This window comes from Falsochrobactrum ovis, from assembly GCF_003259955.1.
Classification (GTDB): Bacteria; Pseudomonadota; Alphaproteobacteria; order Rhizobiales; family Rhizobiaceae; genus Brucella; species Brucella ovis_A.
On the sequence record NZ_QLMK01000020.1, the window covers coordinates 23,055 to 36,064 of the forward strand.

The window sequence follows — 13,010 nt, forward strand, 5'->3', positions numbered from 1 at the left end:
GGAGGAGTTCATTTCGTGAGACCAATTGTGATCGTAACGGGCGCGAGCCACGGTATCGGTGCCGCAACCGCTCGTATGTTTGCGGCCGAAGGCTACGATGTCTGCATAAGCTATCTCTCAGATACTGCAGCGGCAGCCGAAGTTGTTGCAGATTGCGAGGCCAAGGGAGTTCGCGCTCTTGCAGTACAGGGCGATGTGGGCAAGAAGGAGGATATTGAAGCGCTGTTTAGAGCCTGCGATGAAGAACTTGGGCGCGTAACTTGCCTAGTCAACAATGCCGGGATCATTGGAAAAGCTGGAAAGATAGAAGACTTGCAGCCGGACGTGCTCGAAACCGCTTTTCGGGTCAACGTTTTCGGCGTCATATACTGTATTCAGGAAGCCGCAAAACGCATGTCCACACGCCAGGGCGGGCAGGGCGGGACAATCGTGAACATGTCTTCACTGGCCGCATTCCTTGGCAGTCCCAACGAATATGTCCACTATGCAGCAACTAAAGGCGCAGTGGAATCCATCACATTCGGCGCAGGCAAGGAGCTAGCGCCCGAGGGCATCCGGGTGAATGCCATACGGGTCGGGACCACTAATACCCGCATACACACACAGGGAGGGAATCCTGACCGGCCTGCCCGAATTGCGGCGGTGACTCCGATGGGCCGTATCGCGGAGCCTGAGGACATCGCTCGCGCGGTTCTAATGCTTGCATCTCCCGGTGCTGGATTTATGACGGGCACCCTCATCACAGTGGCCGGAGGCCTCTAACATCAGCGCACTGGATTGGTTCCACGCAATTGAGGCCGGTTTGGTATCCTTACTCAGACCGGCCACGTATCCATTCTAGCATTCATTTAAGTTCGTCTGATGCGCGCCGCCATTCAAGCACTCTATAGGGAGCCTGGTCAGTGGTTGATACAAGTATCAACGCTTCGAAAGATTCACTGTAGCCCGATTGCAGATTTGTTCTGACAACGGCACGCCAGCTTTGTGCAGATGCAGCTGTGTTAAAGTTTACCGCTGCAAGTGCGCGGTTGAGTTCTTCGCGTGACAACCGACCGACATTAAAATCCGAGATTGCTTTTCGTGCCGATGGAGGGAGGCCGGGAATGACCGCCAGCAATTGATTATCCAGCGCTTCAAGGCGAACGCCAGTCAAACCGGATGAAACGGTAAGATAGCGTTCGATTGCAATGGCAATCTCAGGCGTTATTCCGGGAAAGGAAGCGAGTTCTGAGACGGTTTGAAACAGTTTTTTGTTGTTTGCTGGTTGCGGAGCTGCAGGACCCGTCGGCTGTCCGCTTGGAACCCCTGAGCGATGGTCGACAATCCTTTTGGCCAAATTTTCAGCGATTGCGGGGGCGGCGCCAGCAGCGCGCAACGCGCCCACAATCAATGGCTGTTCGGCGGTATTAAGGTCGATCCGTAAAGCTTCATTTGTCGCAAAAACGGAAGCGACGCCCGCGGGAAGGGTAATCGTTGAGGAGATATGGTCGTCGAGCGTGTCCTCACCGTCAGACGGACCTATGCGAATTTCGGCTACAGCTAGCGAGAGCCCAGCTTCGGCTAGAATACGTGCTCTTGCCTTGTCTTCTGTGACACGCACACCAGTCACGACACCAGACATCTGCACACGGAGGATAACGGCAAGAAACCCTAGAAAAATCATAATCCACAGCACGCTGACTAGGATTGTGCCTCGTTGGTTTGTTGATGAATTCTTGCTCGCTTGCCGCCATGAAAAACGGTGCCATCGCCTCTGGCAAATCAAGTTTTTTCTCTCCTCTTTCCTATCAATTTGATTACCATGCAGCGGGTAACCATGCCCAAACGATAACCAAGGCCGGAGCAAGGAAGGTGCCGAACGGAACCTTCGCCACCGCACGTAATGGTCGGCCCAGGCGTATCGCTCGCAATGAGATAAACGTCAGCGCTGCTGCCGCGGCAAGCAAGGTCTGAATGCCGGTACCGGAAACACCGACAAGCAAGGCTGATACGCTAAGCAGCTTAATATCGCCCATTCCGAGTCCGGTTTGTCCGCGCAGCCGAGCGTACGATATATCGAACAGATAAAGCGCTCCTCCCAAAAGTAGAGCGCCGCACATATATAGAATAAGCATCTTGACGTCTCCTGAAACGAGCAGCCATTCCGCAAAGCCGACAAAAAGGATGCCCAGCGTATACCGGTCAGGTATCAGCATTGTCGCGAGGTCATGAATGGCAATCGCTGACGCCACGACGCATAATGCGGCCCAAATAGCCCATATGTATGCAGTTTTGCCGACTAATGGCGGCAACGTCACTGCCATGATGACGCACGTCACGACAGCGATAGCTTGCCGCCGTGCCTTGAAAATCTTCATTCGATCAACGTCTGGGCTGGCCTCCGCAGCGGCAGGTTCCTGGATGGTCCGTTCATTAACCGCAATTGTGATCGCATCTGCTCTGCCACATTTTGTGCATCGAGACTGTCGCGGATGACCTGTGGCCGAATAAGGATGATAAGTTCGGTGCGCATCGCGGTATTCTGGTTGGACCGGAATGCATCGCCCACCAGCGGAAGATCGCCAAGGATCGGCACGCCATCGCGGCCACGTTGCTGGCTTTCGCTGATCAATCCGCCCAGCATCACCGTCTGGCCGCTGGTTACCGAAACGGTCGAACTGACTCGCCTCTGTGAGATCGTCGGTGTCAGAGACTGCGCCTGACTTCGCTGCACAGAGCTAATCTCCTGCTCCACGACCAAACTGATAGTGCCATTTCCGGTGATACGCGGCAAAACCTTCAAGATGACGCCCGTGTTGCGGAATTCGACATTGTTGACAATCGGCGCTTGCGGATCGGTCACCGATTGTGCGGTGCGCGTCACGATGGGGACTTCGTCGCCAACTTGAAGCACGGCAGGTTTGTTGTCCAAAACGACGACGGATGGTGACGATAGCACCTTGACCTTGGTGACACCGCGCAGCGCGTCGAGGACGAGGCGCGGCTCTGTTTCGGGGCCGAGCAGCAAGTTGAAACCGGGAACGGTCCGCGAAAGCGCGGCACTGCCTGCTTCCCGGAATAATCCTACTGAACCATGATCGCGACCTAAGCCAAGGTCGCGGGATTTTAGGAAAAATTGTACGCCATAGCGTAAGTCATTAGTCAGCGTGACCTCGGCAATCGTTGCTTCAATAGCCACCTGATCCTGCGGTCGGTCAAGCGCGGCGATGGCTTGTTCGATCGTTCGTTGTTGGTCGGGTCGGGCGAAAATAAGAACGGTGTTGTTTTCCGGGTTCGCAGTTACACGCGCGCCACTATTGGACGGGTTCGTACGTTCCGCGCCAACGGAGGCGGGTATTTCACCGCCCATACGCTGCTCCATTATCGCTTCCGCTGACTGTGAGCTGTCGGTGCTTTGACCCTGATCGTCAGCTAGCGATCCGGGCGGGAATTGTGAAGCTGGCTCTTCGGAGGCTGACGATGCTGAGGCACCGTTAAATATCTCGTTCACATCGTTGCAAGACGCCGAGCTGGCAGGTGCTGGGCCTTGTAAACGCGCAAGTTTGAGGCGCTCGCACCGGCCTGATCAAGCCGCTGTATCCAAGTTGCCGCCCGCTTCAATTGCTCGCGCGTTTTTGCAACTACCAGTATAGCATTGCTGCGCTCGACCAATTGAAGACTGATTGTGTTATGCCCGCGGCCACCCTCTCCGAGGTCGAGCACGCGATTAAGCTCCGGCATCATGGCGGCAGCGTTTGAATTGTGAATGGGAAAAATGCCAACCGATTGGTTTGCCAGCCAATCTTGGTCGAACGAACGGGCTGCTTCGATTGCCGCCGTCCGCTCCGCAGCCGTCCCTTGGAAGATCAACGCGTTACCGCTTGGATCCTCCCTCACCATGCCGGGACGAGCAACAAAGTTTTCCAGCAGGGGCAGGATCGTGTTGGTGGACACATTTTTCAGAGGATATACCGTGACAGCATATCCGGGCTGAATGGTAGTTCCCTGATCAAGCTCGGCAGTTCCGAATACCTCACTTACAGGAACCAGCCGCAGCCGATTGCCTTCACGCATCATAGCCGCGCCGCTGTTGCGCAGTGCAGATTCAAACATGGTCAGTATCTCTGCAGCCGGCGTAGGCCTCGACGTCGTAATAGAAACGCGTCCCGATACTTTTGGATCAAGTGTATAGCTTATGCCAAGCACTTCGCCGAGAACATTTCGTGCGGCTACCTTGATCTCAGTTTCCTCAAGGTTGACCTCGAACAGTTCTCCACTTAGCCGCTCCAGCGACTTTCGCTCGCCAGAAGTCAGCCGCTGCTGATAGCCGTAATATACTTCACCTTGCTGGTTATTCTGCTTTCGACCGAAGCCAAGGCCAGATAAGAACCCGCCCCCGGACGGCTTGCGCGCACTCAGGTCAGCGCTCGAGACTTTGCTAACGGGATCCGACACATCAAGATAGTCGGTAGTGGAAGTACAAGCAGTTACAACTGCTAAAACGCCGGCCGTTAAACCTCTACGAAGCCACATCGTATAGGAGTTTGGGGCAGCGTCCTTACGACTGGTCTTCACCTGTACACCCCCACGCAAACTGGCATCTTGCCCCAATAAGCGGAGCGGCACCTATCAAACGCATAACTACCATTAAGCAACCTTTTTGCTTCCCATTCGGGCAGCGGATACCTTTTTAGAGCCAGGGGCCCACCGTTCTTGTTGGGACCCTGCATAGCGTAGGGAGAAAGCCGTCATTGAATAGACTATCCCACTCCTTGGCGGCTTGAACTCAATGGAACCAGGACGCTGGTACGGTGATCAATGCGGGGAACAGCACTAAGAGCACAATGAGAGCCATTTGGGCCAAAAGGAACGGCCAAACCCCTCTTATAGCTGAACTCATCGGAACCTGGCTGATACCGCACACCGTATTAAGGACCGTGCCCACGGGAGGCGTGATCATGCCGACGGCCGCAGTCATGATGAACATAACTCCAAAATAGACAGGGTCGATCCCAGCCGCTTTTACAAGAGGCATAAGGATTGGCACCAAAATAGTGATTGAAGGTGCAAAATCGAGCACCATGCCGATGATAAAGACCGCCAGGACAATCATGCCCATCAGTAGGATCGGCATATCGATAAAGGGAGCAAGAAGACTGACGAGCTGTCCGGGCAGATTGGTGATGGTCATCATGAAGCCAGTCACCATAGAGGCTGCCACAAGAAGCATGATCACTGCTGTCATACGTCCAGCGTCAAGCAATGCCCGATAGAGCCGGGGTAGCGTCAGTTCCCGATATACAACCAGACCCACAAAGAGAGCATAAGCGGCAGCAACAACACCGGCCTCGGTAGGGGTGAAAAGTCCAAAACGCAGTCCAGCTAGGATAATCACCGGCAGCATCAATGCCCAACCGGCGGTTATGATGGCTTTGGGTATGTCTCTGCGTGGCAATTTAGGTTGGACCGCAGCCGTTTCCTTTTTCGAAACAAACCACCAAGCAATCACGAGAGTTAGAGCCATCATGATTCCTGGTACGATTCCCGCCATGAATAGGCCAATGATGGAGACATTTGCGGTAACGCCCAGAATGATGAATCCGACAGAAGGCGGGATCACGGGGGCGATAATGCCAGTCGAGGCTATCAGGCCCGTGGCTCGGTCCATATTGTAGCCCGCTTGCCGCAGAAGGGGGATCAGCATGACCGCCAGTGTTGCCGTATCCGCGATGGCGGATCCAGAAAGGCTGGCCATTATCAATCCCGTGCCGATAACCACATAACCCAGACCGCCACGTAAGTGACCGACAAGCGCAAGGGCCATGGTCACGATGCGGCGAGAAAGCCCGCCGGCATTCATGAACTCGCCAGCAATAAGAAAAAATGGGATCGCCATCAGCGGATAGCTGTCCGCGCCATTGACGAGGCGCTGGGCCAAGATTTGTGCATCCAGACTGCCCATCATCATCATCAGCGCGACTGCCGACAGCATCAGGGCAAAGCTAATGGGTATCCCGATACTAATCGCACCAAGGAGAGAACCGAGAAATACTAAGCCGCTCACTGAGTTCTCTCCTCTGTTTGCGCAGAGCCTACGGACACTGAAGCCTCATCGGGCTTTTCGCCTGCCCATATACTGGGCAATGTGCCGCGTAGCCCGCGCCATAGCTGAATAAGGAGAACAAGGGCCATGATAATGGAAGCCACAAGCGCGGCAGCGTAAGTTAGGCCCACGGGAATTCCAGTCAGCGGAGTAATATTGCTCCATTCAATGACAGTAAGTGACCAACTGCCTTGGGCAACAAGCCAACAACACCAAAGCATCAGGCCGTGTGCAATAAGAAAGCAGATGAAACGCGCCTTTTGAGGGAGCCGAGCGAGCACCGCGTCAACGCTCAAATGCACGCCCTTGACCAAGCCCACAACAGCACCTAGGAAGATGATCCAGACGAGGATCACCCGGGAGATTTCAACAGAAGCCGAAATACCTGAGCTGAAACCGTACCGAAGTACGACATTTGTAAAGATCAGGATGCTCATGACGGCCATGCCGATAGCGATAAGGGCGTCGAAAAGATTGAAAAGCCATTTTAACGGGGTGGGCATGACTGCTCCTAAAGCTGTGTGTGCATGCAACAATCCTCGCGGCACTCGATGAATAGCCAGAGACCATCAGCATGACCTGCTCACCCGCGTGACCAGCGTTCAATGGCAAGATAATAGTCCCTCAGAACAGTTCGATCGAGGTTTATGCGATAATTCCGATGCTACACGCCTTCAACCACGGCAAGATGTACCTTGGCATGCGGCTCGCGAGCTTTGATAGCCTTCTGATATTCAGGAGAATTGTAGCAGGCTAGCGCGGTCTCGTAATCCTTGAATTCGATTACGGCCAGACGGTTTGCAGCTGGGCCTTCCATGACCTGACTCGTTCCTGCTCGAACGACAAAGGACGCCCCGTATTTGTCAAAGGCTGCCTTATTGAGGGCGATGTACTCTTTATATCCCTCCTGGTCTGCAATATCGACCATTGCAACCCAATATCCCTTTTTAGTCATTTTATTTCCTCCCATTAGACTCGCGTATGATATTGACGGTCGTCACATTCACATTTGGTGGTCGTAACGGCGCCGTTGATCCTCCTCGATCATACGACTAAGTTCCCATATTAAGCTAACTGCAATAAGCTGACTACATTATGGACACTGTGCCCATAAATGTGTATTATTCATATAGTCGGTTGTCAAGACGCAAGGAGAGACCCATGACGAGTAATGTTCAGGATAATGTGGGACCCAAATTGCGCACTCACGTGCCGGGAGCGGCATCATTTTCGAAGTTCATGACCGGGCTGCAAATCATTGCCGACTCCCCTGGAACATTGGATATGGCCCAGCTAACCAAACGCGCACCATATCCTCGTGGAACAGTCTATCGTATTGTGTCCGCACTTATTGCGGAAGGACTTGTCATTCAGTCAGCAGAGGACGGAACCTTTCGATTGGGGCCACGGCTCCTTCAGCTCGCTGCCCAATCTTGGGAAGACTCTGACCTTCGGACGATTGCACGAGATTATTTAGTTTCGCTTCGCGATGCTACCGATGAGACAGTGCATCTGGCGGTGCCGAGCAACAATTTGATGGTCTATATAGACAAGCTGGTTGGCTCCAACAGAGTGCAGATGAAAACGAGCATTGGTGGTCAGGTCGAGCTTCATTCCACATCGGTAGGAAAGGCGTGGCTGTCGGGATTTTCGGACCAGCGGATCATGGAAATTCTTAAAGGCTTGGAGCTAAGGCGCCATACGCCCAAGACGTTCACCACGCCTGCGGAACTGTTGGAAGAATTGAAGCGGACGCGTGAGCAGGGATACGCATTCGATGATGAGGAGAACGAGCCGGATATCCGCTGTCTCGGTAGCCCGATTTTTAATCGTCTAAAAGAGCCGGTAGGAGCGATAAGCGTCAGCATGCCGCTGTATCGGCACGACGCGCGCAGCCACGAGCTCTGCGCACGATTGGTACGTGAAACAGCCCAACAAATCAGTGCCGAATTATCCCGAGTGGTTTAGCCACATCTGGCCCGTCCCGTCCTTCCTGATGGCGGACCCTCAGCTTATCTGCGAGCATAACCAAATCTATGTAACGGCTTTCTGATAGCCGGAGAAGCTGAACCCCATAATAGGATGAGAGAAAGCTCGCGAGGGCGTCGGCGTCGACGATTTGCGCTTCGATCAGGCGGTGGAGGTCCGAGGCCCGCAAGGCGGAACGATCACCAAAAAGTTCCTGCGTCGCCTCACGGCTGGCCAGTCCGGCATCGGCCATGGACGATAGAAGTGAGTCGGAGTGTAGATTTGTAGGCAGTGGGTTCATTCAACATACCTGTGGCACTTGACCCTTGATCACGATGAAGGTCGGCTTCCATATGCGAAAGCCGACAATTCTCCAATATCTACACTAGACCAGAAGACGGCGTGGCATTGATGCAAGAGAGTCCGTTTCCTTCCGCTCTGCCGCTTCATCGCTTGCAAGGCGTATCAATTTAATGATCCATCGCCTTGACGATTTCCTCCGTCATCTTCTTAGCATCGCCGAGCAGCATCATGGTTCCATCCTTATAGAATAGTGTGTTGTCGATGCCGGCATAGCCTGACCCAAGCGAGCGCTTGACGAACAGACAGGTTCGCGCCTTGTCGACGTCGAGAATGGGCATGCCATATATCGGCGACGACTTGTCATCGCGCGCGGCTGGGTTGGTTACATCATTGGCGCCAATGACATAGGCGACATCTGCCTGTGCGAATTCAGAATTGATATCTTCCAGCTCGAATACGTCATCATAAGGTACGTTGGCTTCAGCGAGCAACACATTCATATGGCCAGGCATACGGCCTGCGACCGGATGGATCGCATATTTTACCTCGACTCCTTTGTCTTTGAGTTTGCCTACCATCTCGCTCAGCGCGTGCTGCGCCTGTGCCACTGCCATGCCATAGCCCGGCACAATAATTACCTTCTGGGCATTCGCCATCAGATAGGCTGCGTCTTCCGCCGAGCCTTGCTTTACTATCCGCTCAATGCCGTCATCTGCCACGGCAGCGGTCTCGCCGCCAAAGCCACCGAGTATCACCGAAATGAACGAGCGGTTCATGCCCTTACACATGATGTAACTCAGGATCGCGCCAGATGAACCAACCAGCGCTCCGGTAATAATTAAAGCGAGATTGCCAAGTGTGAAGCCTAGCGCTGCCGCTGCCCAGCCCGAATAGGAGTTGAGCATGGAGACCACGACCGGCATATCCGCGCCACCAATGGGGATGATCAAGAGAATGCCCAGCAAAAGCGACAGCGCAACTATGATCCAAAAGATGGTTGTCGATTGGGTTGTCACCATCATCACCACGAGCACAACTAGCGCGATCAGAATGCCTGCATTGATCACGTGACGCGCGGGAAGCATGATTGGCTTACCCGACATGCGCCCATCCAGCTTGAGAAAGGCGATGATGGAACCGGTGAAAGTGACCGCACCGATGGCGACGCCGAGTGCCATCTCGATGATCGCCTGCGTATGAATGTGACCAACAGTACCGATGCCGAAGCTTTCCGGCGCATAGACGGCGGCGGCGGCCACGAGCACAGCGGCCAAGCCCACCAACGAGTGAAAAGCAGCGACGAGCTGCGGCATGGATGTCATGGCGATGCGTTTCGCAATGACGGCACCGACCGCGCCACCCACGGCGATACCGATGACGATCAGCACGAAGCCGCTGAAAGACGGTACGGTCAGCGCCAGTGTGGTGACGACCGCAATCGTCATGCCGATCATGCCATAAATATTGCCCTGACGGCTAGTCGTGGGATGAGATAGACCGCGCAGCGCCATGATGAATAGCACGCCGGATACGAGATAAAGGAAGGAGGCGAGATTCTCACTCATCAGTCAGGTCTCACTTTTCTTTTTTCTTGTACATCGCCAGCATGCGCTGTGTGACAAGGAACCCGCCGAAGATGTTCACCGAGGCAAAGATCAAGGCAACAAGACCGAAACCGGTAGCCAGGCCGGACGCCGAAATGCCGACAGCGAGCAAGGCACCGACTACGATTACCGAGGAAATTGCGTTGGTTACCGCCATTAATGGCGTGTGTAGCGCTGGTGTCACCGACCACACCACGTAGTAGCCAACAAAGATTGCCAGTACGAAAATTGCGAGGCGAAAGACAAACGGATCAACGCCCGTCGCTATGCCGGCACCGTCCGCGACTGTATCTGCCATCTGAGCGGTCCGCTCGTCTTGGAACGCCAGCCGGACAGCTTCGGCAGCTCGCTCCAACTGTTCGAGCGCCTGTTCCAGTGTGGATCTTGCATTTTGTTCCATCATACTCCTCCCTGCGCCTTCGATGCGGTGGATTTTTTCGGCGCCGTCGGCTGGGGCTGATCCAGTTCGGCCTTGGCAAAGGCTGGATGCACGACCCGACCGCCATGCGTGAGCAGAGTGGCTTTGACGAGTTCATCCTCCGGGTCAACGCTCAGCGTCTTCGTTTCCTTGTTCACCATCGTTTCAAGGAAGGCGAAAAGATTTCTGGCATAGAGCAGCGAAGCAGATGCAGCCACGCGGCCCGGCACATTCAGGTGACCGATGATTTTCACACCATTGGCTGTTGTCACGACTTGGTCTGGAACCGATCCCTCGACATTACCGCCGCGTTCGACCGCAAGATCTACGATCACCGAGCCTGCTTTCATCGACGCGACCATATCAGCCGATATAAGCTTCGGCGCAGGTCGGCCCGGAATGAGTGCAGTCGTGATGACGATGTCCTGCTTTGCGATATGGTCGGCGGTTAACGCAGCCTGCTTTGCTTGGTATTCTGCCGACATTTCCTTGGCGTAACCACCTGCGGTCTCGGCAGCTTTGAACTCTTCATCTTCCACCGCGATAAACTTCGCGCCGAGCGAGGCAACCTGCTCTTTAACGGCTGGGCGTACGTCCGTTGCCGTAACAACCGCACCAAGACGACGCGCCGTGGCGATAGCTTGAAGTCCTGCAACGCCCGCTCCCATTACAAATAATTTGGCCGCGGGCACGGTGCCCGCGGCCGTCATCATCATGGGAAGCGCGCGGTCATATTCTGCCGCTGCATCAATCACCGCCTGATAACCGGCAAGATTTGCCTGTGATGATAAAATGTCCATCGACTGGGCACGTGTGATGCGCGGCATAAACTCCATCGAAAACGCGGAAATGCCAGCTTTCGCCATCGCCGCAATCGCGTCGTCATTGCCATATGGATCCATCGCGGCGAGGACAATTGCACCCGCTTTGTAAGTTTTGAGCTCATCGGCGCTGGGGCGGCGAACCTTCAAGATCACATCTGCACTGGCGGCCGCGGATGTGGAGCCAATGGTGGCGCCGGCCTTCGCATAGTCCTCATCGATGATGCGGGACAATTGGCCCGCTCCGCTCTCAACCACTACGTCAAAGCCAAGGGCGGCTAAGAGTTTCACAGTATCGGGCGAAGCCGCGACACGGGTTTCGCCTGAGCTACGCTCAGTTGGAATAAAGATAATCTGGCTCACGCTTGCCTATCCCTCCCTCGGCATTCAGCGCATCTACACGCCTGTTGTATCGTTCATGTTTTACTATATTCCACAAAATGGACAATCTGTCCATATTTAAGTAAGGTACTTGCCCGACGTTTGACGATGCCATATCCATATGCATGGAGGACACGACTGGGAGGTATAAATGTCCAAGATTATTGGCTCGAAACGGATGCGCTCACGCGAGCGGTTCGACAATCCCGGCAGCTGCGGCATGACGGTGCCCTATCTCCATCATTATCTGAACTATGGGTTGACTCACCGGGAAGCGCAATCCGAAAAGCCAATTATCGGCATGGCCCAGATAGTTTCGGTCCTGTCGCCCAGTAGCGGGCATCATATCGAACTGGCTATTGGCGTGCGCGAATATGACGGCATTGTAGCCGCCAAAAATGTTTATGCGCCGCGGAACTTCGGATTTAACGCCCGGTTCTGTTCTGAGGTTTGACCGCAATGGTTTCTTCTTTCACTGCGGCGATCCGTGGGTTGAATGATTGGATTGCAGGGCCAGCCTCTTTGCTGGATGAGATCATACGTATCAAATCCGGTAGCCGCATTATCGCGACGGTTTCTGATGACGGAAGCGTTATTGAAATTCAGCCAGCCTCTGGTCGAAAGCCATCGGCCCCCTTGTCGTTACCGGTTTCTCAGAGCGAAGAGCCGCCCGCCGCATTACGCAGCGTGGCGAATGGAAAGACCATCCATCTCGGCATCCCAGCAAGTTGGGTGATTGCGCGCAGGCTCGAACTGCCGATGGAGGCTGCCAGCCACCTTGATGGAATTGTGGCGTCGCGTATGGGTGCGCTTTCGCCATTGACTATCTCTGACATTTATTTCGGCCATAGGGTGCTTGAGATCGATCGTGAAGCTCGGCAAATGATAGTGGCTGTGGCAATCGTTCCGAGGGCACGCGTCGCTGCTGCCCTGGCCTGCTTGGCGGTCACCGATGCCCGCCAAATCCTAATTTCGGCACCGTTTCCCGAATGCGATGAAGTGATTGTTTCGACATATCGGCAACAAAGATCGGGAACCCGAGGCCGGATAAAATTTGTGCTCGCCGGTATTTTGGGGGTCAGCCTTGTCGCGGCCATTACGGCATTAGCGGCGCAACCGTTGATCAAAAAGAGCTATGCCGAACGCCGCGCTGCTGTGGAGGTCCGTGCCGAACGGGCGCGACGGGCGATAGCGCTTGCGGAGGTTCCCGAGGCAGAAACCGCACCTGAACAGGCCGCGCTAGGTTCAGGACCCATTGATTTGACGTGATGTCTATGATTCAGAGGGCAGTGCAGGAGCCTGAATCATGAGCAATTTATTTTGGCTGACGGACGAGCCAATGGCTCGTCTTCGTCCTTATTTCCCCAAGAGCCATGGTCGCCAGCGCGTTGATGATCGGCGCGTTCTGAGCGGGATCATCTTCGTTAACCGCA

At 54.5% G+C, this 13,010-nt stretch carries 15 protein-coding genes and 1 pseudogene; 5 read left to right on the plus strand and 11 right to left on the minus strand.

Annotated elements, in window-relative coordinates:
- The first annotated feature begins 15 nt into the window (after positions 1 to 15).
- On the plus strand, positions 16 to 762 hold the full coding sequence (locus C7374_RS14465) for an SDR family oxidoreductase (protein ID WP_111576335.1): 747 nt from the start codon (positions 16 to 18) through the stop codon (positions 760 to 762).
- Between the two features lie 82 nt (positions 763 to 844).
- Here C7374_RS14465 and C7374_RS14470 read toward each other — a convergent pair whose 3' ends face one another.
- From C7374_RS14470 to C7374_RS14500, 7 genes are all read right to left on the minus strand, one after another.
- A complete protein-coding gene (locus tag C7374_RS14470) occupies positions 845 to 1,621 on the minus strand; it encodes a type II secretion system protein GspK (RefSeq protein WP_158527859.1) in 777 nt (258 codons plus the stop codon).
- Positions 1,622 to 1,796: 175 nt separating this feature from the next.
- On the minus strand, positions 1,797 to 2,357 hold the full coding sequence (locus C7374_RS14475; RefSeq protein WP_111576337.1) for a prepilin peptidase: 561 nt from the start codon (positions 2,355 to 2,357) through the stop codon (positions 1,797 to 1,799).
- A complete protein-coding gene (locus tag C7374_RS14480) occupies positions 2,354 to 3,361 on the minus strand; it encodes a type II secretion system protein GspD (RefSeq protein ID WP_342634733.1) in 1,008 nt (335 codons plus the stop codon). The genes C7374_RS14475 and C7374_RS14480 overlap by 4 nt, the downstream gene beginning before the upstream one ends.
- 125 nt (positions 3,362 to 3,486) lie before the next feature.
- On the minus strand, positions 3,487 to 4,554 hold the full coding sequence (locus tag C7374_RS14485) for a secretin N-terminal domain-containing protein (protein ID WP_146612744.1): 1,068 nt from the start codon (positions 4,552 to 4,554) through the stop codon (positions 3,487 to 3,489).
- A gap of 211 nt (positions 4,555 to 4,765) precedes the next feature.
- The gene (locus C7374_RS14490; protein ID WP_111576340.1) at positions 4,766 to 6,043 is read right to left on the minus strand and encodes a TRAP transporter large permease; all 1,278 of its coding nucleotides are present in this window, start codon (positions 6,041 to 6,043) and stop codon (positions 4,766 to 4,768) included.
- Entirely contained in the window at positions 6,040 to 6,585 is a 546-nt protein-coding gene (locus C7374_RS14495; RefSeq protein ID WP_111576341.1) for a TRAP transporter small permease, read from the minus strand. The genes C7374_RS14490 and C7374_RS14495 overlap by 4 nt, the downstream gene beginning before the upstream one ends.
- 161 nt (positions 6,586 to 6,746) lie before the next feature.
- The gene (locus tag C7374_RS14500) at positions 6,747 to 7,037 is read right to left on the minus strand and encodes a DUF1330 domain-containing protein (RefSeq protein WP_111576342.1); all 291 of its coding nucleotides are present in this window, start codon (positions 7,035 to 7,037) and stop codon (positions 6,747 to 6,749) included.
- Positions 7,038 to 7,243: 206 nt separating this feature from the next.
- On the opposite strand from C7374_RS14500, the gene C7374_RS14505 reads away from it, so the two are divergent.
- Positions 7,244 to 8,050, plus strand: coding sequence for an IclR family transcriptional regulator (locus C7374_RS14505; RefSeq protein WP_158527860.1), 807 nt, complete (start codon positions 7,244 to 7,246; stop codon positions 8,048 to 8,050).
- Here the strand turns inward: C7374_RS14505 and C7374_RS15835 are convergent.
- The 4 genes from C7374_RS15835 to C7374_RS14520 all read right to left on the minus strand — a co-directional run bounded on the left by C7374_RS15835 (position 8,022) and on the right by C7374_RS14520 (position 11,559).
- Entirely contained in the window at positions 8,022 to 8,351 is a 330-nt protein-coding gene (locus tag C7374_RS15835; protein WP_146612745.1) for a hypothetical protein, read from the minus strand. The genes C7374_RS14505 and C7374_RS15835 overlap by 29 nt on opposite strands.
- 169 nt (positions 8,352 to 8,520) lie before the next feature.
- Entirely contained in the window at positions 8,521 to 9,918 is a 1,398-nt protein-coding gene (locus C7374_RS14510; protein ID WP_111576344.1) for an NAD(P)(+) transhydrogenase (Re/Si-specific) subunit beta, read from the minus strand.
- Positions 9,919 to 9,928: 10 nt separating this feature from the next.
- Positions 9,929 to 10,357 carry an NAD(P) transhydrogenase subunit alpha part 2 gene (locus C7374_RS14515; protein WP_111576345.1) on the minus strand — a complete coding sequence of 143 codons (429 nt, stop codon included), beginning with the start codon at positions 10,355 to 10,357 and terminating at the stop codon, positions 9,929 to 9,931.
- The gene (locus C7374_RS14520; protein ID WP_111576346.1) at positions 10,357 to 11,559 is read right to left on the minus strand and encodes a Re/Si-specific NAD(P)(+) transhydrogenase subunit alpha; all 1,203 of its coding nucleotides are present in this window, start codon (positions 11,557 to 11,559) and stop codon (positions 10,357 to 10,359) included. Before C7374_RS14520 ends, C7374_RS14515 begins: the two co-directional genes overlap by 1 nt.
- A 169-nt stretch (positions 11,560 to 11,728) precedes the next feature.
- Here C7374_RS14520 and C7374_RS14525 point away from each other — a divergent pair, with 169 nt between their 5' ends.
- From C7374_RS14525 to C7374_RS14535, 3 genes and pseudogenes are all read left to right on the plus strand, one after another.
- Positions 11,729 to 12,031, plus strand: a complete 303-nt coding sequence (locus C7374_RS14525; protein WP_111576347.1) for a hypothetical protein — start codon at positions 11,729 to 11,731, stop codon at positions 12,029 to 12,031.
- Positions 12,032 to 12,036: 5 nt separating this feature from the next.
- On the plus strand, positions 12,037 to 12,846 hold the full coding sequence (locus C7374_RS14530; RefSeq protein WP_111576348.1) for a hypothetical protein: 810 nt from the start codon (positions 12,037 to 12,039) through the stop codon (positions 12,844 to 12,846).
- A gap of 37 nt (positions 12,847 to 12,883) precedes the next feature.
- Positions 12,884 to 13,010 (plus strand): annotated as a pseudogene (locus C7374_RS14535) (IS5/IS1182 family transposase); the annotation flags it as partial.